Annotated in this window: 20 protein-coding genes and 1 riboswitch; of the genes, 19 read left to right on the forward strand and 1 reads right to left on the reverse strand. The window is 40.5% G+C overall.

Going from position 1 to position 25,433, the window contains the following annotated elements; all coding sequences use genetic code 11:
• Positions 1-2: 2 nt before the first annotated feature.
• From I6N95_RS11310 to I6N95_RS11365, 12 genes are all read left to right on the forward strand, one after another.
• Positions 3-1,136 (forward strand): thiolase family protein, encoded by a 1,134-nt coding sequence (locus I6N95_RS11310; RefSeq protein WP_209527686.1) that lies wholly within the window; start codon positions 3-5, stop codon positions 1,134-1,136.
• A gap of 3 nt (positions 1,137-1,139) precedes the next feature.
• Positions 1,140-2,027 (forward strand): 3-hydroxyacyl-CoA dehydrogenase family protein, encoded by an 888-nt coding sequence (locus tag I6N95_RS11315; RefSeq protein WP_209527688.1) that lies wholly within the window; start codon positions 1,140-1,142, stop codon positions 2,025-2,027.
• A gap of 14 nt (positions 2,028-2,041) precedes the next feature.
• On the forward strand, positions 2,042-2,842 hold the full coding sequence (locus I6N95_RS11320) for an enoyl-CoA hydratase/isomerase family protein (protein WP_209527690.1): 801 nt from the start codon (positions 2,042-2,044) through the stop codon (positions 2,840-2,842).
• Positions 2,843-2,859: 17 nt separating this feature from the next.
• Entirely contained in the window at positions 2,860-4,281 is a 1,422-nt protein-coding gene (locus I6N95_RS11325) for a sodium:solute symporter family protein (RefSeq protein ID WP_209527692.1), read from the forward strand.
• Positions 4,282-4,306: 25 nt separating this feature from the next.
• On the forward strand, positions 4,307-5,491 hold the full coding sequence (locus I6N95_RS11330; RefSeq protein WP_209527694.1) for a CaiB/BaiF CoA transferase family protein: 1,185 nt from the start codon (positions 4,307-4,309) through the stop codon (positions 5,489-5,491).
• Between the two features lie 106 nt (positions 5,492-5,597).
• Positions 5,598-6,320: a nitroreductase family protein gene (locus I6N95_RS11335; RefSeq protein ID WP_209527698.1), complete on the forward strand. Its 723-nt coding sequence runs from the start codon at positions 5,598-5,600 to the stop codon at positions 6,318-6,320.
• Positions 6,321-6,454: 134 nt separating this feature from the next.
• Positions 6,455-6,619, forward strand: a riboswitch (M-box (ykoK) riboswitch).
• 337 nt (positions 6,620-6,956) lie between these two features.
• Positions 6,957-9,596 carry a magnesium-translocating P-type ATPase gene (gene mgtA / locus I6N95_RS11340; RefSeq protein ID WP_245249437.1) on the forward strand — a complete coding sequence of 880 codons (2,640 nt, stop codon included), beginning with the start codon at positions 6,957-6,959 and terminating at the stop codon, positions 9,594-9,596.
• A 640-nt stretch (positions 9,597-10,236) separates the two neighbouring features.
• Positions 10,237-11,349: a pyruvate dehydrogenase (acetyl-transferring) E1 component subunit alpha gene (pdhA, locus tag I6N95_RS11345; RefSeq protein WP_209527703.1), complete on the forward strand. Its 1,113-nt coding sequence runs from the start codon at positions 10,237-10,239 to the stop codon at positions 11,347-11,349.
• Between the two features lie 2 nt (positions 11,350-11,351).
• Entirely contained in the window at positions 11,352-12,329 is a 978-nt protein-coding gene (locus I6N95_RS11350; RefSeq protein ID WP_209527704.1) for an alpha-ketoacid dehydrogenase subunit beta, read from the forward strand.
• Between the two features lie 207 nt (positions 12,330-12,536).
• On the forward strand, positions 12,537-14,126 hold the full coding sequence (locus I6N95_RS11355) for a dihydrolipoyllysine-residue acetyltransferase (RefSeq protein WP_209527707.1): 1,590 nt from the start codon (positions 12,537-12,539) through the stop codon (positions 14,124-14,126).
• A gap of 12 nt (positions 14,127-14,138) precedes the next feature.
• Complete coding sequence (gene lpdA / locus I6N95_RS11360; protein WP_209527709.1) at positions 14,139-15,545, forward strand: dihydrolipoyl dehydrogenase; 1,407 nt, start codon at positions 14,139-14,141, stop codon at positions 15,543-15,545.
• Between the two features lie 188 nt (positions 15,546-15,733).
• A complete protein-coding gene (locus I6N95_RS11365; protein ID WP_209527716.1) occupies positions 15,734-16,027 on the forward strand; it encodes a hypothetical protein in 294 nt (97 codons plus the stop codon).
• A 17-nt stretch (positions 16,028-16,044) separates the two neighbouring features.
• On the opposite strand, the gene I6N95_RS11370 is transcribed toward I6N95_RS11365, so the two are convergent.
• Positions 16,045-16,836, reverse strand: a complete 792-nt coding sequence (locus tag I6N95_RS11370) for a YdcF family protein (protein ID WP_209527718.1) — start codon at positions 16,834-16,836, stop codon at positions 16,045-16,047.
• Positions 16,837-17,003: 167 nt separating this feature from the next.
• On the opposite strand from I6N95_RS11370, the gene I6N95_RS11375 reads away from it, so the two are divergent.
• The 7 genes from I6N95_RS11375 to I6N95_RS11405 all read left to right on the forward strand — a co-directional run bounded on the left by I6N95_RS11375 (position 17,004) and on the right by I6N95_RS11405 (position 24,852).
• Positions 17,004-17,756: an ABC transporter ATP-binding protein gene (locus I6N95_RS11375; RefSeq protein WP_209527722.1), complete on the forward strand. Its 753-nt coding sequence runs from the start codon at positions 17,004-17,006 to the stop codon at positions 17,754-17,756.
• Positions 17,757-17,758: 2 nt separating this feature from the next.
• Entirely contained in the window at positions 17,759-19,381 is a 1,623-nt protein-coding gene (locus tag I6N95_RS11380; protein WP_209527725.1) for a hypothetical protein, read from the forward strand.
• Between the two features lie 155 nt (positions 19,382-19,536).
• Positions 19,537-20,454 (forward strand): signal peptidase I, encoded by a 918-nt coding sequence (gene lepB, locus I6N95_RS27050; protein WP_209527730.1) that lies wholly within the window; start codon positions 19,537-19,539, stop codon positions 20,452-20,454.
• 182 nt (positions 20,455-20,636) lie between these two features.
• Positions 20,637-21,053 (forward strand): DUF1149 family protein, encoded by a 417-nt coding sequence (locus tag I6N95_RS11390; protein ID WP_209527733.1) that lies wholly within the window; start codon positions 20,637-20,639, stop codon positions 21,051-21,053.
• Positions 21,054-21,257: 204 nt separating this feature from the next.
• Positions 21,258-21,992 (forward strand): metallophosphoesterase, encoded by a 735-nt coding sequence (locus tag I6N95_RS11395; RefSeq protein ID WP_209527737.1) that lies wholly within the window; start codon positions 21,258-21,260, stop codon positions 21,990-21,992.
• A gap of 153 nt (positions 21,993-22,145) precedes the next feature.
• Entirely contained in the window at positions 22,146-24,338 is a 2,193-nt protein-coding gene (locus tag I6N95_RS11400) for a Tex family protein (RefSeq protein ID WP_209527740.1), read from the forward strand.
• A gap of 10 nt (positions 24,339-24,348) precedes the next feature.
• Entirely contained in the window at positions 24,349-24,852 is a 504-nt protein-coding gene (locus tag I6N95_RS11405; protein ID WP_283808964.1) for a SprT family protein, read from the forward strand.
• Positions 24,853-25,433: the final 581 nt, after the last annotated feature.

Consider the following 25,433-nt stretch of genomic DNA (forward strand, 5'->3'; position numbering starts at 1 on the left):
ACATGGAAAAAGTTGTGATTATTGGTGCCGTCCGTACCCCAATTGGTAAGTATAATGGGCGTCTCAAAAGTTTGTCCGAATCAACCTTATGTGGCTTAACCCTAAGCAGGCTTCTTGCTGAGTTAAAACTCGACGATCAACTGAATGAAATCGTCATTGGTAATAGCAAACAAACAAGTGATCCATCCAACTTGGCACGTTATGCTATGTTGGATGCGGGGTTGCCAGTCAGCATTCCAGCTTATACTGTTCAGCGACATAATGGTTCGGGAGGGCAAGCTATAGCTAAAGCGTACTGGTCAATAAAAAGCGGGATGAGTGAGGTGATTTTGGCTGGAGGAGCGGAGAGTATGAGCCAAATTCCCATAGAGATTCAACAATCTCGGTTTGTGTTTAATGGAGAGAGTGACGTAATCTTCGAACCGATTGAACGTCAAGTAGAAGAGGCCCAGCCGAAGGACATTTACGGGATTTGGGGAACCGTAAAATTAGCCGAAAAGCTGACGGAACATTACCGTTTGACGTCAGACCAACTAGAAGCTCACCGCTTAGCTTGTAATGAAAAAGCCAAAGAACGTAGCAAAGTTGTTAAGCGACTCTTCCCAATTGACGTTAAGCTACGAAAAACAACGGACTATGTTGCTGAAGACTATCTAGGAAATCATCAGTTGATTGCTACACCGGCAGACGGGGCAGCAAGTTTGATCTTAACGTCTGAAACCTATGCAAAGGCTCGAAAATTGCCGATATTGGCGGAAGTATTGAGTTTAAAACAGACTGCTGGTCATCCGATAGAAAGTGGCGTCGTTGATGTCAAAGGAGTTCAATTGGTCCTAGAACAAGCGGGTATCGAGCTAACAGACCTTGATGTCATTGATTTAGCAGAAGTTTCGGCAGCTTATGGTTTAGCTTTTAGGCAGGAGCTGGCAACTCTTGGAAAAGTTAAAGAGATTGCTGAAAAAATCAATCCTTACGGTAGTTTTTTGGAAAGTGGTATTCCTGGTGGTGCGACGAGTCCAATTCAATGTGTAAATGTTATAGATTATTTAGAAAAGAAAAAGAAAACAAAAGGCTTAATTATCACACAATGTGATGGCGGACAAACGATGACTTTACTGATCAAGAGGAGAGGATAATTAATGACGATTAACACGGTTTTGGTAGCAGGGGCAGGGTTTATGGGAACGGGGATTGCCCAAGTGTCAGCAGCAGCTGGCTACGACGTTTTATTATGGGATCTTCAAGAGTCATTTACGGAGAAAGCTTTAGCGAACGTGGCGGCGTCTCTGGATAAACGCATTCTTAAAAATAAATTAACAGAAGCTGAAAAACTCGATATTTTAGCCAAGATTAAGCCAATCAGTCAATTAACAGAAGGTAAGCGAGCTGATTTGGTGGTTGAAGCAATCATTGAAGATCTGGCTGTCAAGTCTAATTTGTTTAAAGAGCTAGATGACATTTGTGGACCTGAGACGATCTTTGCCAGTAATACTTCGGCGATACCGATCAGCACGTTGGCAACTAGCACACAAAGGGAAGCACTGTTTATCGGAGCACATTTTTTTAGCCCAGTACCAGCTATGAAGTTAGTTGAGATTGTACAAGGGTTAAAAACTGCAACTAGCACGTGCCAAGTGATTCAAGAGTATGTTGAATGTCTGGGTAAAACTGGGGTAGTTGTAAAGGATGGCCCAGGTTTCTTGGTCAATCGAGTGATGCATGCCTTTAGACAAGAAATATTTGCCTGTTTAGAAGAAGGCGTCGCAAGTCTGGAAGACATTGATACAGCAGTTAAATTAGGGTTAGGCCATCCTTTAGGTCCTTTTGAATTGAATGATTTTGCTGGGTTAGACATCGGTGTGGCGACGATTGAAAATTTGTACGATGGCTTTAAGGATCCTAAGTGGGCCCCGAATTTAACCGTTAAACGACTTGTGGAAGCGGGAGATTTAGGTCGAAAGACTGGCAAAGGTTGGTACGATTATACATCTGGTGAAAAACGCAAGCGGAAGGATTTAAATTTATAGGAGGAGAGATGGAGATGAAAGCTTATTTAGCAAAGGATTATCAAACCATGAAAGTTAGTCTGGATGATGATGGGATTGCTTTGGTTCGATTTAATCGGCCAGAGGCGTTAAATGCGGCAAACATCGAAATGAGCGTGGAACGATTGGCCATTTTTTCTCATTTAAGCACCGATGAAGCTGTTAAGGTGGTGATTATTACCGGAGATGAAAAGGCGTATTGCGCTGGAGGAGACCTGGCTGCATTTTCGCAGTTTAATGTTTCAGAAGCCATGACTTTTTCAGCTCGCGGCTTGGCTTATCAAAAAGCGTTAATGGATATGCCGAAGCCAACGATTGCTGCAGTAGCAGGTTATGCGTTTGGGGGCGGTTTTGAAAACGTCTTGTTGTGTGATTTAAGAATTGCGGCCGTTAATGCTCAGTTCTCTCTGCCTGAGATCAATGTGGGGATTTTTCCAGGTGGCGGAGGAACGCAACGTTTGGTGCAACACATTTCACCGGCGTTAGCTAAAGAGCTGATTTTTTTAGGGACACGCCTCGATGCTCAAAAAGCGTTGGATTTAGGCTTGGTTAACAAAGTAGTGGCAGTTGATGACTTGCTGGAGGAAGCATTTGGTTGGGCACGTCAATTGGCAGCCAAACCTTCACTTGCCATTAAACAAGCTAAAGCAGCTATCAATCACGCATGGGGAACAACGATAGAAGTAGGAATGGAGAATGAGGCAACAAGTTGGTCAGCACTTTTTGGAACTGTCGATCAAAAAGAAGGTATGCAAGCATTTTTAGACAAAAGAAAACCTAAATTTTTAGGCAATTAAGGAGTGAAATAATAAAAATGAATAATACATGGTTAATCGTTGGAATACTCATTACATTCTCGTGTATGGTCGGGATTGGTATCTATACGTCTCGTCGTGTTAAAAACTCGGCTGATTTCACCGTAGCAGGACGCTCAGCTTCACCGGTGATGATCGCAAGTACGATTTTAGGGAGTTGTGTCGGCGCAGGAGCGACGGTCGGAACAGCAGAAACAGCCTTTAAAATCGGTATTGTTGGTTGGTGGCAATCTTTAGGAATTGCAGTCGGTTGCTTAATTTTAGGTCTGTTTTTAGCACAACATATCTATAAAACCAAAACCGAAACCGTTTCGCAAGTCTTGGTTAAAACATATGGACCCAAAGTCGGGCCAATTACTAGTTTATTCGGGGCAATTGCGGTTTTCTTTTCCATCTTATCACAAACAAAAGGATTTATTCCTTTGTTGCAGTCCTTTATTCCGGTGCCGATTGTCACAGCATCAGCCATTTGTGTCGCTTTGGTTTTAGCTTATGTTCTGTTTGGCGGAATTTTTGGAACAAGTCTTGGTGGTATGTTAAAAATGATCATTATTTTGATTTCATTGATTATCTGTGCCATCATCGCCTTTTCTGGTTTAGGTGGTATCTCAGGGATTAAGAGTAGTTTCGATTTTGATCCTTGGTTAAATCTATTCTCTCGTGGTGTTTCTAAAGATATTGCCATCGGCTTAGGGTTTGCATTAGGAGTGCTTGTGACACAGGTTTATATCCAAGCAGTTTTATCGGCTCGAGATGCTAAAGCTGCCCGTGATGGTGCCATTTTGTCTGCGTTTATCGGTTTCCCAATTGGTTTGTTCGGCGTCTTGGTGGGCTTTTATATGAGACAAAATTTTCCATCAATCGATCCGGCTCAGGCTTTTCCGCAATTTTTAATATTGAAGTTTCCACCAGTATTAGCAGGGATTAGTATTGGCGGATTGATGCTAGCAGCATTAGGTAGTAATGCTGGTTTAACATTAGGTATCTCAACCACCGTGAGTCGAGATATTTACAAAAAAGTCTTTCGGAAAAATGCCGATGACAAAGAAATGCTCCTTGTCCTTAGAATTATCATGGTAATAGTTGCGGTGGCTGCCGGTATTTTTGCCATCACTAAGGCCGGAGAATTGATTCAAACCTTTATCTTCTTGTCATTTGGTTTGCGAACCTGTGTGTTTTTAGTGCCGATGTTATTTGCTTTTTACTATAAGGGTCGTTTAACAAATGAAGCGGGAATCGCGGCTGTCTTAGTAGGGCCGACGGTCAACTTAGTCTGGAATCTATTTAAACCAACTGAGCTTGACCCGATATATGCTGGGTTAATTGGAGCCACGGTCGCCTTTATTCTTGTTAACGAAATTGCTAAACGCATGAAGAAAGAAGACACAGGAGTACCATTATCAGCAACTGATACAGAATAATACAGAATAATTGAGGTGAGGAAAGATGAGCAAAGCGCTTGAAGGGGTGAAAGTATTAGAATTAACCCATGTGATTTCAGGGCCTTTTTGCGGGATGTTATTGGGGGATTTAGGGGCCGATGTCATTAAAGCCGAGCGACCAAAAGTTGGCGAATTTTACCGTGAGGAAGCTCAGAAAAATGAAGCAGGAATTAGTATTATTTATCCAACCTATAATCGCAATAAAAAGGGGATTACGTTGAATGTAAAAGCGAAAGAAGCAAAAGAGATTATGGAGCGGTTGATTAAAGAGACGGATATTTTTATTGAAAACTACCGCCCAGGGTTACTAAAAAAGCTTGGTTTTGGGTATGAGGAGCTAAAAAAAATCAATCCCAAATTGATTATGGTGTCAATTTCTGGTTTTGGTCAGAGCGGGCCTTATGCTAATGCACCAGCTTATGATATGACGATTGCGGCTATTAGTGGGTTAATGTCAGTCAATGGTGAGCCCCAACATCCGATGAAAACCGGCCCAGCCATTTCGGACTTTTTATCTGGAATTTACGGTGCGGTGGGAGCGCTAGGCGCTCTACATCACAGAGAAAAAACAGGAGAAGGACAATACATTGATGTTTCGATGATGGAGTCAGCTATGTCTGTTTTTGATGCTTTTTTTGCTCAAACTCATTACACTGGTGAAGCGCCGATGGGAATGGGGAATCGGCGAGCTAACTACGCTCCAGTAAATTCTTTTAAAGCAAAGGATGGTTATGTCTATATTGCTGGTTCGAAGCAAAGTCACTGGGAGTCTTTAGTCAAAGTGATGGGGCGTACAGATCTGTTGGCTGATGCGAGATTTATCACAGCCAAAGATAGAAAAAAGAACGAAGGTGAAATTGAAGGAATTGTTGAAGCGTGGACTCTGACGTTGACGATGAGTCAACTGATTGAAAAACTTGAGGAAGAAGCCATTCCTTGTGCACCAGTGAAAGGGTTGAGGGAAGTGATGGTTGATCCTCATGTGAAGGCTAGAGGATCGCTGATAAACATTCCTTATCCTGGTTTAGGCGACTATCCAACCCCAGCTTTTGCGCCTAAGTTTTCCAGTATTGAAGTTTCCCAAAATTCTGCGCCTTTATTAGGGGAACACAATCGAGAAGTTTATTGTGACATTCTGGGATATACAGAAGAAGAATTTCAAGCGCTAAATGATACAGGGGTAATTTAACTACCGTTAAAAGCCGCGTCGATCGACGTGGCTTTTTAGATAGCCAATTGGCAATGGGTGGAAGAAAAGGTACAATAGAACTAGAAAAAAAGTAAAGGAGAGTTATATGACAACGATTATCGATCATTTACAAGCCCATCGTAGTTATCGAGATTTTGATGAGAACTATGAGTTACCTGAGGCAGACTTAAGGAGTATTTTAAAGGCAGCACGCCAAGCACCAAGTTGGATGAATGGACAATTTTATAGTATTTTAGTTATTCGTGATCAGGAGAAACGTCGCCAGTTAGTAGAGTGGAATCCTGGGAACCCACATATGTTAAACTCCTCTATTTTTGTGATGTTTATTGCCGATTTCCAGCGAACATCTGCAGTGAGCCAACATTATCAACAGGAATATCAAGTAACAGGTAATCTTGACGCCTTAATCACTGCCACAACAGATGCCGCCTTAGCGGCTGAAAACTGTTTGATAGCAGCTGAAAGTCTCGGTTTAGGAGGGTGTGCCATTGGCAGCATTCGTAAGCATTCACAAGAGATCATTGACTTGTTTGAACTGCCGGAGTATACCTTGCCATTATTTGGCCTTGCTATTGGCAAACCAATAGTGGAGATGAGAGTCAAACCGCGTTTACCTGAGCAGGCGGTTATTCATTATGATCGCTATCAGCCTTTGAACTATCAAGACATTCTTGAGTATGATCAAACGATGAAAAAATTTGGTGAGGCTCGGGAAACAAAACTTTGGAGCCAGAAATTTGCCGATTATTTTGAGAAGAGTACAATACCAAATTATGAAAAAGTACTCAAAAATCAAAAGTTTTTATAACAGGAAATTATCAATTTTAAAGTAACTAACTAGTTTATTTGACCGTTATTTGTGAATAGTGAGAAAGAAAATCGGTTTTTATTTGACAGTTCTTGTTTTAGAGCCTATAGTTAAGGTGTACCTAAAATAAAAACCAAATAATCTGTTAGGTGAGGCTCCTATATGGAAATACGCTGCTGCCCAAAAACATCGAGAGATGCCAATGGGTCAACTGGAATTGTCGAGAAAGGCTCTTCTTAATGTAGCTGACAGTAATGTCTAAGCCATATAGTGCTAAAACTCGACGTTGAGATTACTTTTTTGCTATGTCTAAGGGCCTATTTAGCAAGCACTTCTCACGCCGAGAAGTGCTTTTTGTCTTTTTTTAGACAACATTTAACAATGTTAAAGTGTTTTATTTTAAATGAGGTAACGGGAAAGGATGAGGAAAATGAGGCAACAATTGATTCAAGAACCAACTGAGCCTGGAAGTGATCGATGGCGAAGAAGAGAGTTAAGTCATTTTCTGACACATTCTAGTTAAATATAAGATCTGAAACACGTTATTATTGTTATATTATCGGTGAATACCAACGTTTAAGGAATGGTAGAAAAATGTCTAAGTTTTTTTCTTCGCGAGAAAGTGAGGAAAAATTAATGATGAATACAAGTAAAAATAAAAAAACAACAATCAAAATCAACCGGCAAGAAGCAAAAGATTCAGAATTGAAAAAATTAGCAGCCTTATCAGAAAGAGAATTAATGATGGAGTTTCGCACATCAGCTGACGGTTTAACAACAGCTGATGCCGCCCTGCGCTTAGAGGAACATGGTCCCAATGAAATTGCAGCTCAAAGTCCGATACCTGCTTGGAAGTTATTGTTTCACGCCTTTCAAGATCCCTTTGTGTATGTCTTGGCATTATTATTAGTTGTATCAGCTATTACTGGCGATTATGATGCGGCGGTGATTATGGGAATCATGATCTCTTGTAGTGTGATTATCAAGTTTATTCAAGACTTTCGTTCTCAAAAAGCCAGTTTTGAGTTAAAAGAAATGATTGAAAATACTTGTGCCATTACTCGTGATGGTGTCACGACGGAGATCCCTATGGATGAAGTCGTACCAGGTGATATTGTGACGTTATCAACCGGTGATATGATTCCGGCTGACGCGGTGTTGATTTGGACCAATGATCTATTCGTCAATCAGTCATCTTTAACGGGTGAATCAATGCCTGTTGAAAAATTTGTCGATGCAGGCATAGACGTCCAAAAAATTCAGTCTGATGATATTACAGCATTGGATATGCAAGATTTAGTCTTTATGGGGACTGACGTCCTAAGTGGCCAAGGGAAAGCGATTATTTTACGGACAGGTGAAGGCACCTTTTTTGGGGACATTGCGAAAAGTGCCAGTGGGAAGCGTGGTGATACGGCCTTTGATGTCGGAATTAGCAAAGTTAGCAAATTGTTATTGCGAATGGTTGCGGTTCTATTTCCAGTAGTTCTTTTGTTAAACGGCTTTACGAAAGGCGATTGGAGCCAAGCTTTCTTCTTTGCGATTGCGGTGGCAGTTGGTCTAACACCAGAGATGTTGCCGATGATCGTCACCAGTAATTTGGCTAAAGGGGCCTTAAGCTTGTCAAAGGAAAAAGTGATTGTCAAAGAGTTGGCTTCGATTCAAAATTTAGGTAGCATGGACGTGTTATGTACCGATAAGACTGGTACCATTACTGAGGATCGGGTCGTCTTAGTAAAGCATGTCAACCCATTAGGGGAAGTGGATGAGGCAGTCTTAGACATGGCTTACTTAAATTCAAAATACCAAACCGGATGGAAAAATTTAATTGATCACGCTGTCCTTAATTACTATGACACCTATCCTGAAAAACAAAGCTTTGAAACAGTGAAAAAAGTGGATGAAATTCCTTTTGACTTTTCTCGTCGTCGCCTAACAGTAGCCGTTGAATTGGACGGCCACCATGTCATGGTGACCAAAGGGGCGGTTGAAGAGATGGAAGACAGCTGTTCTCACGTGGCAATCAATGGAGAGCTAGTGGCAATTACTGAAGAACTAAAAAAGCAAATGCGAGATGTCAACATTAAGATGAATAAACAAGGGATGCGCGTGATTGCGGTGGCTTACCGAAAAGATGTTCACAGTGAGCCTGTTTATACAGTGAAAGATGAAACGGGCATGACTTTAATTGGATTTGTCGGTTTCCTAGACCCGGCTAAACAATCGGCTGTGACAGCGATTGCTTCCCTTCATCAACATGGTGTTAATGTCAAAGTGTTGACCGGGGACAATGAAATAGTGGCCCGCAAAGTTTGTAAAGACGTGGGGATTCAAGTCGACGAGGTGTTAAATGGCTTGCAAATAGCGGAAATGTCTGATGAAGAACTGCGAAAGAAAGTTGATGGCATCAATCTGTTTGCTAAATTATCACCAATGCAAAAATCGCGGATTATTGACCTGCTGCAAGTTAACGGGCACACAGTAGGGTTTATGGGCGATGGGATTAATGATGCACCGGCTTTAAGAAAAGCGGATGTGGGGATTTCGGTTGACACAGCAGCAGACATTACCAAAGATGCCAGTTCTATCATATTATTGGAAAAAAGTTTGAATGTGCTCGAACACGGTATTTTAGAAGGCCGTAAAGTGTTTAGCAATATGATGAAATACATTAAAATCACCATTAGTTCTAATTTCGGTAATGTTTTTTCAGTGTTAGTGGCAAGTGCTTTTCTACCATTCTTACCGATGTTGTCCATTCAATTATTAATCCAAAATTTGATTTATGATATCGCCCAACTGACGACGCCTTGGGATAATGTGGATGAAGAGGACATCATCAAACCAGTTTCCTGGGAAACAACTGGTTTATTGAAGTTTACACTCTGTATCGGACCTGTTAGTAGTATTTTTGATATTGCGACTTTCTTAGTTATGTGGTTTGTTTTTGGCGCCAATACAGTGGCGCAACAAGGGGTGTTTCAAGCGGGATGGTTCTTGGTAGGATTGATCAGCCAAACACTGGTCGTGCACATTGTGCGAACCAAAAAGTTGCCATTTATTCAAAGTAGAGCCAGTCTTCCACTAGTTTTATCTAGCGTCGTGGCAATTGTGGCTGGTTTAGTTTTAGTCATAAGCCCGCTTAGGAAGGGGTTTGATTTTGCAGCTTTACCAGTAGCTTATTGGCCATGGTTAGTTGGTATTTTAGTTGCCTATGTTATTACAACTGAAATCGCCAAACGGATTTATATACGGGTAAATAGAGAATGGTTATAAGGTGACAATTAAAATGAGACTGGTGCTAAAGGCCAGTCTCATTTTTACTTTATGTTAAGATTTCATGAAATAAAGAAAGTTCGTGTTTTAACTCGAAAAATGATTAGAATAGCAAAAAAGTTTGGTAATAACGGATAGGATAATAAAAAAACGTTTAGCGAACAAAATACTTATTTCACTAACTAATTGAAAAGAAGCGTTGGAAAAAGTTTGAAAATGGACGATTGGTTGGGCGTGGTGAGTTGTTTATGCAGAAAAAAGAACTGAGGGTCTTTGTGAAAATGAAGGATGTCTTAAATTGGGACAGCATAAATGTTGATAAATCAGCGTGATATAAATTATAATTAAGATGTTGTATAACAGATTAAAGAACTGACTTATACAGAATGTAACAGGAGCGAACAGAAATGAAAATAAAACCATGAAAGCGGTGATTATATTAGTGAATTGATTCACTATATACTACAGACGTAGGAGCTGTCCTATTTTTGCGAGAAAGTGATTTTTTGAGCCGCTTTGCTTGCAATAGTCTGTTTCTCGTGTTAAATTAAGAATGTGCTCGCAAGGAATACTAATACAGATTTCTTGCACTGTTTGGAAACGAACACTAATAATGCAAAAGAGAGAGGATTGTGTAACAATGGCGACTAAAAAGAATAGCCCAGTTGATTTTGAAGCTTTGTTAGAAAATATCAACGCTGATTTTCCAACTTTACAAGTATTAGATGAGAATGGAAAAGTGACTAACCCAGATTTAATGCCAGATTTATCAGATGAAGAATTGGTTGAATTAATGACTAATATGGTGTGGGCTCGTGTCCTAGATCAACGTTCGACAGCATTAAACCGTCAAGGCCGTTTAGGTTTCTACGCTCCAACAGCTGGACAAGAAGCCAGTCAACTAGGCAGTCAATTTGCAATGGATAAAGAAGATTATCTATTACCTGGCTACCGTGACGTTCCGCAATTAATTAAACAAGGATTACCATTAAAAGAAGCATTCTTATGGTCTCGTGGCCATGCTGCTGGTAACTATTACCCAGAAGAATTAAAAGCTTTACCACCACAAATTATCATCGGCGCGCAATACGTGCAAGCTGCTGGTGTGGCATTAGGACTTAAAAAACGCAACAAGAAAAATGTTGTGTTTACATATACAGGTGATGGTGGTTCATCACAAGGTGATTTCTACGAAGGCATTAACTTTGCGGGCGCTTATAAAGCAAACGCAGTGTTCTTTATTCAAAACAATGGCTATGCCATTTCAACACCACGCGAAAAACAAACAGCTGCTAATACATTAGCTCAAAAAGCTGTTGCTGCTGGAATTCCAGGGATTCAAGTTGATGGTATGGATGCCTTAGCTGTTTACGCTGTTACTAAAAAAGCAAGAGATTGGTCAATTGCTGGTAACGGCCCTGTTCTAATCGAAACATTAACTTATCGTTATGGTCCACATACATTATCTGGTGATGACCCAACACGTTACCGTACCAAAGATATTGAAGATTATTGGGAAAAACGTGATCCATTGGCTCGTCTACGTATTTTCTTAACAGAAAAGGGTCTTTGGACTGAAGACAAAGAAGAAGCAATTATTGAAGCAACTAAAGAAGAAATCAAAAATGCAATTAAGGAAGCCGATGCAGAACCAAAACAAAAGATTTCAGATTTCTTGAAAAACATGTTTGAAGTTTCTCCACAGAGCATTAAAGAACAAATTGCAATCTACGAAGCGAAGGAGTCGAAATAACAATGGCACAAAAAACAATGATTCAAGCAATTACAGATGCACTTGCAATTGAACTTGAAAAAGACCCTAATGTTTTAGTTTTTGGTGAAGATGTCGGTAATAACGGTGGTGTTTTCCGTGCGACTGAAGGCTTGCAAGAAAAATTTGGCGAAGATCGTGTCTTTGATACACCATTAGCTGAGTCTGGAATTGGTGGTTTGGCATTTGGTTTGGCATTGGAAAACTATCGTCCAGTTCCTGAAATTCAATTCTTCGGTTTTATCTTTGAAGTAATTGATGAGGTTATTGGTCAAATGGCGCGTACTCGTTACCGTATGGGTGGCACTCGTACGATGCCTATCACCATCCGCGCGCCTTTCGGTGGAGGTGTTCATACACCTGAAATGCATGCTGATAACTTAGAGGGATTGATCGCTCAATCTCCTGGTATCCGTGTCGTTATTCCAAGTAATCCATACGATGCCAAAGGACTATTGATTTCAGCGATTCGTGACAACGATCCAGTTGTTTTCCTTGAGCATATGAAATTATACCGTTCATTCCGTGAGGAAGTGCCAGATGGCGAATACACGGTTCCTTTAGATAAAGCGGCAGTGACTCGTGAAGGTTCTGATATCTCGATCATTACTTACGGTGCGATGGTTCGTGAATCAATCAAGGTTGCAGACAAATTAGCTGAAGAAGGAATTTCTGTTGAAATTATCGACTTGCGTACAGTTGCGCCACTTGATATTGATACCATTATTGCGTCTGTTGAAAAAACTGGCCGTGTGGTTGTCGTTCAAGAAGCTCAAAAACAAGCGGGAGTTGCTGCTCAAGTTGTTTCTGAAATTTCAGAACGTTCTGTGTTGTCATTAGAAGCACCAATCGGTCGCATTTCTGCACCAGATACTATTTTCCCATTTGGTCAAGCTGAAAATGCTTGGTTACCAAATGCGACAGATATCGAAGCAAAAGTAAGAGAAATCCACGCATTTTAAGAACCTCTTTGAATGCATTAAACAAATTGATAATGGCTAAAAGGAGTATGCGCAAGCTTACTCCTTTAGCAGATAGTAATGACCAGAGTCTGAGCTGTTAAAACTTCAAACCATTTCATTCTTCGGGCAACCGATTATTCAATGGTTTTTAGGTTTGCACCGCTCAACTTTTATCAGACTTGATGAAAAGAAGGGAAGTATACGATCATGGCATTTAAATTTAAATTACCAGATATCGGTGAGGGCATTGCAGAAGGTGAAATCGTTAAATGGTTCTTCGCAGTCGGCGATACAGTTAATGAAGACGATACATTATTAGAAGTTCAAAATGATAAATCAGTGGAGGAAATTCCATCTCCAGTGACAGGGAAAGTTCTTAGCATTTTGGCTCCAGAAGGAACAGTGGCTAATGTCGGCGACGTCTTAATCGAAATCGACGCCCCTGGTCACGAAGATGAGAGTCCAGCCGCACCTGCAGAAGCTTCAACTCCTGCACCAGCCGCACCGGCTGCAACTGGTGGAGTTTTCCAATTCAAATTACCAGATATTGGTGAAGGAATTGCAGAAGGCGAAATCGTTAAATGGTTCTTTGCAGCTGGCGATACAGTCAATGAAGATGATACCTTATTAGAAGTTCAAAACGATAAATCAGTGGAAGAAATTCCATCACCCGTGACAGGGAAAGTCGTGTCAATCGTGGTTCCAGAGGGAACGGTTGCCAATGTTGGTGACGTGTTAATTGAAATTGACGCTCCAGGGCACAATACTGCTTCAGCATCAGCACCTGCTGCTCAAGCTACAGCAACAACTGCTTCAGCAGCGCCAGCCGCTGTCCCAACAGCCGCTGATCCGAACAAACGTGTTCAAGCGATGCCTTCAGTTCGTCAATACGCTCGTGAGAAAGGTGTAGACATTACAGCTGTTGTGGCAACTGGTAAAGGTGGCCGCGTCCTTAAAGAAGATATTGATGCCTTTGCAGGCGGCTCTGTGGCTCCAGCGACAACAACTGCAACACCAGCAGCAACAGAAGCGTCAGCAACAGCAACAGTTACTAAACCAGCAACACCAGCACAACCGTATGTTGGCAGTGGCGAACCAGAAACACGTGAAAAATTAACGCCAATGCGTAAAGCTATTTCGAAAGCAATGGTTAACAGCAAACACACAGCGCCTCACGTGACTTTATTTGATGATGTTGAAGTCTCTAAAATGTGGGATCACCGTAAGAAATTTAAAGATGCAGCTGCCGCTAAAGGCACTAAATTAACCTTCTTACCATATGTGGTGAAAGCACTTGTGGCGACAATGAGAGATTTCCCAATCTTAAATGCGTCTATCGATGATGCTACCCAAGAGATTGTTTATAAAAACTACTACAATATCGGAATTGCAACAGATACACCAAATGGTTTATTTGTACCAAACATTAAACACGCCGATTCAAAAGGCATGTTCCAAATTGCTGATGAAATCGTTGAAAATGCTGGTAAAGCCATGGAAGGTAAATTAGCTGCGGCAGAAATGCGTGACGGCACTGTTACTATCAGTAATATTGGATCAGCCCGTGGTGGTTGGTTTACACCAGTTATTAATTACCCTGAAGTTGCGATTTTAGGTGTAGGGACGATTGCTCAACAACCAATTGTCAATGAAGATGGTGAGTTAGCAGTTGGTCGTGTTATGAAATTATCATTGAGTTTTGATCACCGCATCGTTGACGGCGCAACAGCTCAAAACGCTATGAACAATATCAAACGTTTATTGGCGGATCCAGAATTATTATTAATGGAAGGATAAGGTGAGAAACTAATGGTAGTAGGAGATTTCGCATTAGAATTAGATACAGTCGTAATCGGTGCTGGCCCTGGAGGTTACGTAGCAGCTATTCGTGCCGCTCAAATGGGACAAAAAGTAGCGATTATCGAGCGTGAATATATTGGTGGTGTTTGTCTAAACGTTGGATGTATTCCTTCAAAGGCGCTAATTAGCGCTGGACATAAATACCAAGAAGCACTTGATTCTGAAGTCTTTGGTGTGACGACTGAAAATGTTAAACTGGACTTTGCTAAAACACAAGACTGGAAAGACAATGTTGTGGTAAACAAATTAACAACTGGTGTTAAAGGTCTCTTGAAGAAAAATAAAGTTGAAGTGTTAATGGGCGAAGCCTTTTTCGTCGATGAGCACACATTGCGCGTCATTCATGAAGATTCAGCTCAAACTTATGAATTCAACAATGCGATTGTGGCAACTGGTAGTCGCCCAATCGAAATCAAAGGATTCAAATTTGGCGGTCGTATCATCGATTCAACTGGCGGCTTAAACTTAACCGAAGTACCTAAAAAATTGGTAATCGTCGGTGGTGGTGTTATCGGCGCTGAACTAGGCGGCGCATATGCTAATTTAGGCGCTGAAGTTACGATTCTTGAAGGCTCTCCGCAAATTTTACCAACCTTTGAAAAAGACATGGTAAGATTAGTCGACAAATCATTTAAAGACAAAGGCGTTAAAGTTGTCACTAAAGCAATGGCTAAAGAAGCGATTGATAATGGTGACAGCGTCACAGTTAACTATGAAGTTGACGGTAAAGCTGAATCAATCGAAGCTGATTACGTGATGGTAACAGTTGGTCGTCGTCCAAATACCGATGAGCTTGGCTTGGAAGTTGCGGGCGTTGAAATGACTGATCGTGGCTTAGTTAAAGTTGACAACCAAGGACGTACCAACGTGAAGAGTATCTTCGCTATCGGTGATATCGTTCCTGGTGCTGCTCTTGCTCATAAAGCAAGTTATGAAGCTAAGATTGCGGCTGAAGCGATTGCTGGTAAACCAGTAGCCGTTGATTACCGTGCAATGCCGGCAGTTGCCTTTACTGATCCTGAATTAGCAACAGTTGGGTTGACCCAAGCAGAAGCTAAGGAACAAGGCTTAGATGTGAAAGTTTCTAAATTCTTATTAGGTGGTAATGGCCGTGCCATTTCACTTGATCAAACAGAAGGATTTATTCGTCTAGTCACAACGAAGGAAGATAACGTGATTGTTGGTGCACAAGTTGCCGGTGTAAGTGCAAGTGATGTGATTGCTGAACTAGGTTTAGCAGTTGAAGCTGGCATGAACGCTGAAGATGTTGCCTTGACGATTCACTCTCATCCATCATTAGCCGAAGCGGTTATGGATGCGGCTGAATTAGCTTTAGGTTTACCAATTCACGCTTAATTGATTGTAAACTACCTTTCATGGAGAAATCTGTGAAAGGTAGTTTTTTAGTATGCTCCCAAAAATTGGAACTAATTTGACATCGGATCGTTAATCGTTTACGATTAATCAAACAATAGCGGGTTTATAAAACAATTTGTTGAAAGACAGTTGGTTTGATATAGAAGGAAAGTAGGAGAGGAGATAAGTTGGTATATCTGAAAGCTATTTTAGCAGGGACTTTAGTCACTGCTTGTGTTATCGTTGGAGCAGGTTTGTTTGGTTACAGTGGTGAAAAAGTGCTGGGATTAATGATTTTGATAGGGGGGCTATTAGCAGGGAGTTTAAGTGGGATTTTTAGTAATGGAGAGCGCCAGCATCCTTGGAATAAATGGAGCCAGCGCGAGTTAGTGGATTCGATTAATCAAGGGGTGTTGGTATTTCTTTTTACTTTGCCAGTGATCGTTGGCTTTTTTATCAATTATGTACTTTTCATCAAATAAAGACGGCTGATGTGATATCAGGCGTCTTTATTAGGTGATTGGTAGGCTTTCCGAACTAATTTGGGGAATTGATGGGCTAGTCGTTCAAATGCTCGTAAGACCTTTTCAGGTATGTCAACGTGGGCGATAAATTGTTTCCCTTGAGGACCGTAGCCTTGAAGATCATCTTTTAAGCGGGGGATTTCTCCTAAAATTAATTCAATGTAGCGTTTGGGTTCCCACATGCCCCAGATCGTTGGTTCGAGTTTTAAGCTGTCTTGAGACTGGCTAAAAAGGGGGAGGTAGGGAGCGTAGCTATAGATCTGGGTTAATTTAGTCGGCCATATTTTAGCAAAGGTGGCTCCCATTCGTCGTTGCATAGCAGCATCTTGCATGATAAGTGTCTGTTTGGGGGAATAATCTGATGCCAATAACGTGTCTAAAGCAAATTGAACATTCTCACCACAATTAGTGGACATAGTTTCCAAGAGCAGTGAATCAACTGGGACATGGTAAGTTGCTGTTAAATAATCGGCAAAGAGGATGGCCTCTGGTTGGTTAGCTATTTTGGATTGAAAGGCCGCTTGCAAATGATCAGTTGTGTGACCGATTCCCCCTACTACCATGATTTTTTTGACTAAGCCAGCTTGCCAAAGTTCTCCCAACACATCAGCTGCCGCTGGAATGGCTCCACCGAACAGAATAACTAAATCAAAGCCGTCAAGCCCTTGTTTTAAGAGGGTTTCTTTGTTTAAATTTGGAAAATCCCTTTGTGCCAAATAGTTACTGATAAGATTGAGGTCGCTAATAAATTCTGGTTGATGTGACAAAGCGTTTCACCTGTCTTTCTTAGTTATAAAGTGGTTACTTTTTAAGTATAAACCATTCGCTTAAGGAAGTGGAATTATCTTTTGTGTTATTTTATACCTGAGTCCTCTCCGTCTTTAAAAACAGATATGGTATAATTAGCAAATAATCTGGTTGTAGGAGGAGAAAAATGAAACTAGTGTTGGAAACCGTTACGAAAAAATTTGATCAAAAGGCAATTATTGAAGGTGCTTCATTTGAATTTGAAAAGGGAAAGATATACGGTTTACTAGGGCGTAATGGGGCAGGGAAAACCACGTTATTTAACTGTATTTCACGAAATTTACAACTTGATAATGGCCAAATCGCCATAGAAGAAGGAGATCAACGAGACGATAATTATGACAATACATCCGTTGGTTTCGTGTATGCCACGCCTCATTTGCCAGGGTTTATGACAGGTTATGAATTTGTTAAATTTTTTGTTGACGTCAATAAGGAACGTTTGGCAGTTATTGAAGATCCTCAGGTCTACCTAGCTCGTGCTGGTATTGAAAGTAAGGATCAACATCGCTTGTTAAAAGATTATTCTCACGGTATGCAGAATAAGGTGCAGATGTTGGTAACCATGTTAGTTAAATCGCCAGTTCTATTGTTGGATGAGCCTTTAACTTCTTTTGACGTGGTAGTGGCGCATGAGATGAAAGAACTGATTATTTCTCAAAAAGATCATTCAGTAGTGATTTTCTCCACTCATATTTTACAATTAGCTCAAGACCTGTGTGATGAAATCGTCCTATTGCATGAAGGCAAATTGACAGGGATACCGAGTGAGCGGATTCACGATGCTGATTTTGAAGAGGAAGTAGTTAAATTATTGTCCACTAGTCATGCTGAAAACAACACCTTGAATAGTATTCTATTACAAGAGGGAGGCCAGTGAGAATGACCGAGTTTATTCAAAAATGGCGCATCTATTGGCTCTTTAAAAGCGCTGGCGAGACACGCAAAATTAATGGATTATTTTTTTATTTGCGGAAATTACCAATTGTGGGTAAAAGGATTTCGGTCTCTATTTACCGTAACTATGAAGTGAAAAAGGTTTTATTTGTTCTGATGACTGTTTTAGGTATTGTGATGAAATTAGTCATGAAATTTTTATGGATTGGGATCAATTTGGGTGTTATCAGTCTTTATTCAACTATGTTGAACCTTAAGGGAGATGTTGTAGAAAATGGCTTGGTTTTGTGGGTGCTAACGGTTCCTTTATTAGTAGGGTGTTTTGCAGGGTTTGGAGAACGACTCAGCCAACACGATGCCGATTTTATTGCAAATTTTCTAGTGTCAAATAAATTTTTTGTTCATTCCCGTATGTTGGTGGAAACCATTTATGATGGGCTTTCCTATCTGCCGGCGCTAGTAGTATTTGGGGCGATAGCTGGTCGTCCAATATTCGTTCCTTTAGTTGGTGTTTTTTGTTATTTAGGTGGTTTGTTTCTTTTTTATTATCTTGGCCGCTGTATCAGTTCTTGGTCTAATGCTGCTCGAATGACGTGTAATTGGTTGAGCTATGTGGCGATCGGAGGCCTGATCGGATTGCTTGTTTGGCGAGATGGATTCTCTCAATTGTTTCAATGGGGATTTGGCTGGCCAGGGTTAGGTTTGTCATTAGTTCTGTTAGTTACAAGTAGTTGGTTGTTATTTAATTATCAGGGAGAAGAGCGGTACAACTATTGGTTGATCGAGCGGTCTGTTGGACAATTAGAAGCGATGGCTACAGCCAAAAAAAGCAGTCATTCTTATTTAGGTGAAGGCCTCAAAATGCAAAAAGAGTTGAAATTAGTAGAAGGAGAAGGCACTCATTTAACTGGGAATCAGTATTTAAACAGTTTGTTGTTTAGCCGTTATCGCCCGACGTTAACCCGTCAATTGAAGTGGCGCTTGTTGGGGATTGCCGGTGTCGGTTTGACAATTGTCGCCATCAGTCTTTTTACTGATCTCCCCCGATTATCGGAAAAAGAAGTCATCAGTTTGTTGCCTGCGTTATTTTTTGTGATGTACTTTGTTACTTTTGGTAAAAAGGTGGTACAGATGGTCTTTATCAACTGTGATTCTTCGATGCTTTTTTATCCTTTCTATCGGCAACCGAAGACGATTTTGCAGGGTTTTTATTTTCGTTTTTTGAAGACCTTTTATTACAATGGCATTGTCTCTTTCGGAATGTTTGTGATGGTGCTTTTGATTAATAGCGTCAACGGTTTTTTTCTTAGTTTCAGTTTTTTTGGAATTCTTGGTTTTTTGTTACTGAGTTTATCTCTGTTATTTTCATTTCATGAACTCTTTGTCTATTACATACTACAGCCCTTTTCCAGTGATTTGGAAGTCGTTAATCCAGTCTACAAGGTAGTAGCAGGTGTTTTCTATTGGATTGCCTATATGAACATGCAATTGCGTTCTATGGGAGCAACGTATGTTGTTTTGGTATCCCTTCTCAGTTTGCTTTATGTCGCTGTTGGCTTGATCGTTGTCTGGCGTGTTGCCCCTAAAACCTTTCGATTTAAAGGGTAAGCTGGCGAAGTGTGAATAAAAAAGTCCTGTAAAACAAACAAGATAAATGGACTATGCAGAAATGAATCGCTCTCAGGAGTGATTTAAAAGAATAATCAAATGACAAATGAGTTGTTTTAGTTTAGAATAGAAAGAGAAAAACAGAGGGTGAAGAGGTGAGAAAGATATCTGAAAAAAAGCGCAAACGTAAAAGACGCAGTTCCAGTGATATTATGGATGAGTTTATTGATGAGTCTTTACGACCTGATTCTTCACCGAAAAAACGGAAGCGGCGTTCAAGCTCTGGCGGTAGTAGTCATCGGAAAAAGAAAGTCCATAAACCAATTGAAATGCCTGATATTGTGGATAAGTCATTGTTGGAGAAAAGTCCCAAAACAACCACTCCTCAAAAAACGATGCCAGTTGAGACAGAAGCGGTTATTCAACGTGAGACAAGACGCTCACGTATTAAGAAGCCCGAATTAGAAGAGTTTGAGGATTCTTTGCGAAATAGGTCCTATGATAAAAAGAAAAAAGGCTCTTTTGTTGACGGGGTGATTGGTATTTTATTGGTGGCGGTTTTCGTCTCAATGGTTATTTTTTACGTAAAAGTTGACCGAGCAGAGGTGATAAGCGGATCGATGGAACCAACCTTAATGACCAATGAAAAAGTGATCATTATCAACGGCCGTTCGCCTAAACGTTTTCAGATGGTAGTTTTTTACCCACCAGATGGTTCAAAAGATAAATATGTGAAACGGATTATTGGTTTACCAGGAGACACGATTGAGTATCGTGACGACGTGTTGTATGTCAATGGTGAAATGTATGAAGAACCATATTTAGATAAAAATCGTGAGAATTTTGAAGCGGAAGCAAATTCAGAGACAGAATTTTACACAAAGAATTTGCTTTTGGAAAATATTCCTGGTGTAGCGAAAGGGACTAAAAAAATTCCTAAAGACATGTTCTTAGTTTTAGGGGATAATCGCCAGAACTCACAAGATAGTCGCTACATTGGCTTAATTCCCAAGGAAAATTTGGTGGGAATTGTTTGGAAAAAAGCCCAAGAACCTAAAAAAATTACGAAGTAGTCTTGCTCAATTAAAAAGCTCAAAGGTTGTTTGCTTTTTTTATTGAAGTTAATAAGGAACTATTGAAGCAAATAGTGTTTAGTTGTTCGCTTAAAATCGGAATATTCAGGATAAAATTAACAAAAGCCATCGTGTAGGAAACAAAATTATGCTATACTTTTTTCGTAGGAGGAATGATAAGAATGAATATTATTAGACAACCAGAATTTGTGGAAGCATTTCATTATGATATGAACACACCCGAAAATGAAACCAAAGCAGAAACCGAAATTCGTGTGGAGGTAAAACCCTTCGATATGAGCGACCAACCTGACTTTCCGACAGACGTGAGTTCAGTGCTGGGATTGCGAGTTATTTTTCAAATTGTTTTTGAAGAATTTGCGGTAACTGGCGCTGTTCGCCAATTAGTCACGTTAAGTGATCGTAAAGTGGACAATCCTGATGATTTGGCACAATCAGAATTGGATGAATTAATGCGACCGTTATTTTCTATGATTGAACGATTGACTTATGATGTCACGGAAATAGCTTTAGATCGTCCAGGTGTTCAGTTGAATTTTGCCAACGAACCAGGTACACCAGAAGCATCAGCTGAATAAAAAAGGAAATCAAGAGCCATCGGCAAACTGTTAGATAGTTGACAGTTTGTTTTTTTGTTTATCAGGTAAACAGCTTGTGACTGATCTATTTTATGATTATTTAACTGGAAATAATACGGGATAGTAAAAAAATGCGACTAACGATTGAAAAGAAAACGTAGTATAATAGACAAAAGCTGTCATATTTTACGAGGAGGGGAGTTAATGAAAGAATTACTATATGCAATTGGTGACATTCATGGCGATTACTTGACCTTTGTTGAACTATTGAAGGACTATGATCGCAAGAGTCATCAACTGGTTTTAATTGGTGATTTAGCAGATCGGGGGCCTCGAGGAAAAGAGTGTTTGGAGTTAGGAAAAAAATTAGTTGAAGATGAAGGCGCGATTTATTTAAAAGGCAATCATGAGGATATCCTATTGAACTTTTTGAAAGAACCAGAGGAACGCTATAATAATTATCTGCGTAATGGAGGCAGTAGTACCATTAACGGGTTAATTCATCAGGGAGCGACTGAAGAATACTCTCCCTTGGAAATGAGTATCCTAATTCAAAGCTATCATGAGGAATTAATTGAGTTTCTTAAAAAATTGCCACTTTATTATGAATGGCATGACTATCTATTTGTTCATGCTGGCGTCGATCTAACTAAAAGTGACTGGCATCAGACTAGCAAGCAAGATTTTGTCTGGATTAGAGAGCCATTTCATCAGGGCAAAAATAACACAGGGAAAACAATCGTTTTCGGACATACTATTACGCCTTTTCTTCATGGCGACAATCAAACCACGGATCTTTGGATCTCCGATCATAAAATTGGCATTGATGGGGGTGGGATCTATGGCGGCTCCGTACATGGCGTGATATTTAATCAGCAAGGGATTCTTCAAGACATCGAAATCCAGAATTTTATCGGACCGTGGCAACCGGATTTTTAGGTAATGGATTACTTTCTGAGGGAGAGTGGGGACTTTTCTATCTTTTAAGAGGAAAAACCCTTGTTTAAGAGATTATTTTGCTGTCTTATTGGAAATTGTGGGTGAAAGTATGCTAAAATAGTACAGTATGATTAAATGAGGGAGCCAATGTCTATGGATGAAGGATTGAATCAACATATATTAACTTTACTACAAGCAGAGCTTAAAGGCTTCAGCCCAAAACAAATTAAAACGGTCTTGTCACTTTTAGGTGAAGGAAATACCGTTCCTTTTATTGCTCGTTATCGGAAAGAGATGACTGGCAGTTTAGATGAAGTACAAATCCGAGAAATTGAAGAACGTTATCACTACTTACTAAACTTGGAGAAACGCAAAGAAGAAGTTTTGCGTTTGATTGGGGAACAAGATAAATTAACGCCTGAGCTGTCAGCGGCTATTAAAGAATGTAACAAGATGCAGCAGGTAGAAGATTTATATCGACCTTATAAGCAAAAGCGTCGCACGAAAGCGACAATTGCAAAAGAGCGCGGCTTAGAACCTTTTGCCATGTGGTTATTGTCCTTTCCGTTGACAGGCGATGTTATCAGTGAGGCTGATCAGTACGTTAATGAGGATGAAGAACTGCCGACAGCTCAAGAAGTCTTAGCAGGAGCTCATGAGATTATTGCAGAAATGGTAGGGGACGAGCCTAGATACCGGACGTGGATTCGCGAGTTTACTCAAAAGAACGGCCAACTGGTCAGTACGGTTAAAAACAAAGAAAAAGATGAGAAATCAGTTTTCGAGATGTACTACGAGTACGCGGAACCGGTTAGCCGGATTGTCTCTCATCGTGTTTTAGCCACGAATCGTGGTGAAAAAGAAGATGTTTTAAAAGTTAGTATTACGGTTGACGAAGATAAAATTATGGCCTATTTGGATCGCCAGCTAGTGGGACAACATCAATCTGCGATCACAAAATCTTACGTTGTTGAGGCTTATAAAGATAGTTACAAACGGTTTATTGGACCGGCCATTGAACGGGAAATTCGCAATGAGTTAACCGAAAAAGCTGATGAACAAGCGATTGCCATTTTCGGTGAAAACCTACGGAATCTCTTATTACAGTCACCTTTAAAAGGAAAAGTGGTATTAGGGTTTGACCCAGCGTATCGGACAGGCTGCAAATTGGCCATTGTTGACGAAACAGGTAAAGTTTTAGGAATTAAAGTGATTTATCCTCATAAACCAGCGAATGAGGCGAAACGTAAGCAAGCTGCTAGTGAATTTAATCAATTAATTGAAACGTATCAAGTTGAGATGGTTGCGATTGGGAATGGAACAGCTAGTCGTGAATCAGAACTTTTTGTGTCTCAACAATTACGACAAATTAAGCGAGATGTTTTTTATGTCATTGTAAATGAAGCTGGGGCTTCGGTTTATTCAGCGAGTGATATTGCTCGTCAGGAGTTTCCTCACTTGCAAGTTGAGGAACGCAGTGCTGTCAGTATTGCGCGACGTCTGCAAGATCCATTGGCAGAACTGGTTAAGATTGATCCTAAGGCTGTAGGGGTCGGTCAATATCAACACGATGTGTCACAAAAAATGTTAGCGGACCAATTGGATTTTGTCGTTGAAACAGCAGTTAACCAGGTGGGAGTGACGGTTAATACAGCCAGTCCAGCTTTATTGCAACATGTGTCAGGATTAAATAAAACGACCGCTCAAAATATAGTCACTTATCGGGAGGAAAATGGTGCTTTTACCAGTCGACCACAACTAAAAAAAGTGCCACGGTTAGGTCCTAAAGCTTATGAACAAGCCATTGGATTTTTACGGATTCCTGAAAGTAAAAATATTTTGGATAATACAGGAATTCACCCGGAAAGTTATCCAGTCGCTAAAACTGTTTTAGCAGAGGCGAAAGTCGGAGCCAAAGAACTAGGGTCGATAGAGGCGAAAACGGTCTTAGAGCAGTTAAACACTAATCAAACAGCGACTCAATTAGAGGTTGGGAAAGAGACTTTAACGGATATTATCGCTGGCTTGATTCAACCTGGTCGAGATTTGCGAGATGAAATGCCAGCCCCACTTTTGCGACAAGATGTCTTAAGTATGGAAGATTTAAAACCAGGGATGGAATTACAAGGAACTGTGCGCAATGTCGTTGATTTTGGTGCTTTTGTGGATATTGGCGTAAAACAAGATGGGATGGTTCATATCTCAAAATTAAGCAATAAATTTGTTAAACACCCAACAGATGTTGTGGCAGTTGGAGATGTGGTAACGGTTTGGGTGGAAGAGATCGATCTTCGCAAAGGACGAATTGCTTTAAATATGTTAGGACCAGCCAAAGAGAAGGGATAGAAGGGTATTGATGGTTTTCAGCGCGCTGTATGAAGATTTTAACTATTTGGAAGAGATAGACGATATCGTAGAATTAACTGATGACCGTTTGCAAGAGTTGGTGGAGTTGATCTCCACCAACGAATTTGATCGGGAATTTAAGCATCAAGCCTTTTTAAACAGTCGTTTGCGGACGACTGGTGGTCGTTATCATCTAAACTCTCATAATTTAGATTTTAACCCCAAAGTATACGAGCGTTACGGCATGGAAGAATTGGTTAATGTTATCAAACATGAATTGTGTCATTATCATCTTCATTTAGAAGGCCGTGGCTTTCAGCATCGGGATGCCGATTTTAAGAATCTATTGAAAAAGACGGGCGGTAGTCGTTTTGTCAAACCATTAGAAGAACAAAAACCAGAAAATTATCAACAGTACGAGTGCCTTAAATGCCATAATTTGATTTTGCGCAAACGACGGATAAACATTCGTAAATACAGTTGCCGTTGCGGTGGCCAATTAAAACATCTGTAGAGTTACAAGTAGGGCGTTTAAGAGCCACTTTGTAGTCAGATGTGTTAATTGGTTGTTGCAAGGCGAAGACTCTTAGACCTGCTGTCAGGTCTTTTTTTGTGTGCGCCAGGCATGGCGACTAACTAGGTGGTGAAAGTCCACTGCGAGGGTACACATCGACCAATCGCTAGAGAAACGCAAGGTGGCATTCGCGAGAATGTAGCTGAAGGAAGCGTGTATCAAACTCTTGGCTCGACGAACAGAAATCTGATATTAAGGCTGGATAAGTGGACGAGGTTCCACAACAAATCAAAGTCCAAAAGATGTGCGTAAACTTATCTAGTAAATCAGGCGAGTAAAAGATGAAAGTTAGTTGTCTTACCCTGGGAGGTCTCACGGACGATTAAGGAGTCCCCTATTAAGAAAATCGGTCGAAAAAGGTTTATCGTGAGAAGTCAGCTGACGTCATAGTAGTGAATTTTTTTTTCATGAAGGACTGAACAATTTATAGTGTTTCTAAACCACGAATGCACGAAAGATATGTTTCTGAATGTGTTAATGATGAAAATATGAGCGTATCTCAAAAGATAGTCAAAAGAGAA

Source organism: Vagococcus allomyrinae (genome assembly GCF_017829975.1).
GTDB lineage: Bacteria > Bacillota > Bacilli > Lactobacillales > Vagococcaceae > Vagococcus_D > Vagococcus_D allomyrinae.

Excerpts from the sequence above, each read along its gene's own strand:
- I6N95_RS11310 (WP_209527686.1), top strand. The coding sequence starts at position 3 with ATGGAAAAAGTTGTGATTATTGGTGCCGTCCGTACCCCAATTGGTAAG.
- I6N95_RS11315 (WP_209527688.1), top strand. The coding sequence starts at position 1,140 with ATGACGATTAACACGGTTTTGGTAGCAGGGGCAGGGTTTATGGGAACG.
- I6N95_RS11320 (WP_209527690.1), top strand. The coding sequence starts at position 2,042 with ATGAAAGCTTATTTAGCAAAGGATTATCAAACCATGAAAGTTAGTCTG.
- I6N95_RS11325 (WP_209527692.1), top strand. The coding sequence starts at position 2,860 with ATGAATAATACATGGTTAATCGTTGGAATACTCATTACATTCTCGTGT.
- I6N95_RS11330 (WP_209527694.1), top strand. The coding sequence starts at position 4,307 with ATGAGCAAAGCGCTTGAAGGGGTGAAAGTATTAGAATTAACCCATGTG.
- I6N95_RS11335 (WP_209527698.1), top strand. The coding sequence starts at position 5,598 with ATGACAACGATTATCGATCATTTACAAGCCCATCGTAGTTATCGAGAT.
- mgtA (WP_245249437.1), top strand. The coding sequence starts at position 6,957 with ATGATGAATACAAGTAAAAATAAAAAAACAACAATCAAAATCAACCGG.
- pdhA (WP_209527703.1), top strand. The coding sequence starts at position 10,237 with ATGGCGACTAAAAAGAATAGCCCAGTTGATTTTGAAGCTTTGTTAGAA.
- I6N95_RS11350 (WP_209527704.1), top strand. The coding sequence starts at position 11,352 with ATGGCACAAAAAACAATGATTCAAGCAATTACAGATGCACTTGCAATT.
- I6N95_RS11355 (WP_209527707.1), top strand. The coding sequence starts at position 12,537 with ATGGCATTTAAATTTAAATTACCAGATATCGGTGAGGGCATTGCAGAA.
- lpdA (WP_209527709.1), top strand. The coding sequence starts at position 14,139 with ATGGTAGTAGGAGATTTCGCATTAGAATTAGATACAGTCGTAATCGGT.
- I6N95_RS11375 (WP_209527722.1), top strand. The coding sequence starts at position 17,004 with ATGAAACTAGTGTTGGAAACCGTTACGAAAAAATTTGATCAAAAGGCA.
- I6N95_RS11380 (WP_209527725.1), top strand. The coding sequence starts at position 17,759 with ATGACCGAGTTTATTCAAAAATGGCGCATCTATTGGCTCTTTAAAAGC.
- I6N95_RS11390 (WP_209527733.1), top strand. The coding sequence starts at position 20,637 with ATGAATATTATTAGACAACCAGAATTTGTGGAAGCATTTCATTATGAT.
- I6N95_RS11395 (WP_209527737.1), top strand. The coding sequence starts at position 21,258 with ATGAAAGAATTACTATATGCAATTGGTGACATTCATGGCGATTACTTG.
- I6N95_RS11400 (WP_209527740.1), top strand. The coding sequence starts at position 22,146 with ATGGATGAAGGATTGAATCAACATATATTAACTTTACTACAAGCAGAG.
- I6N95_RS11405 (WP_283808964.1), top strand. The coding sequence starts at position 24,349 with ATGGTTTTCAGCGCGCTGTATGAAGATTTTAACTATTTGGAAGAGATA.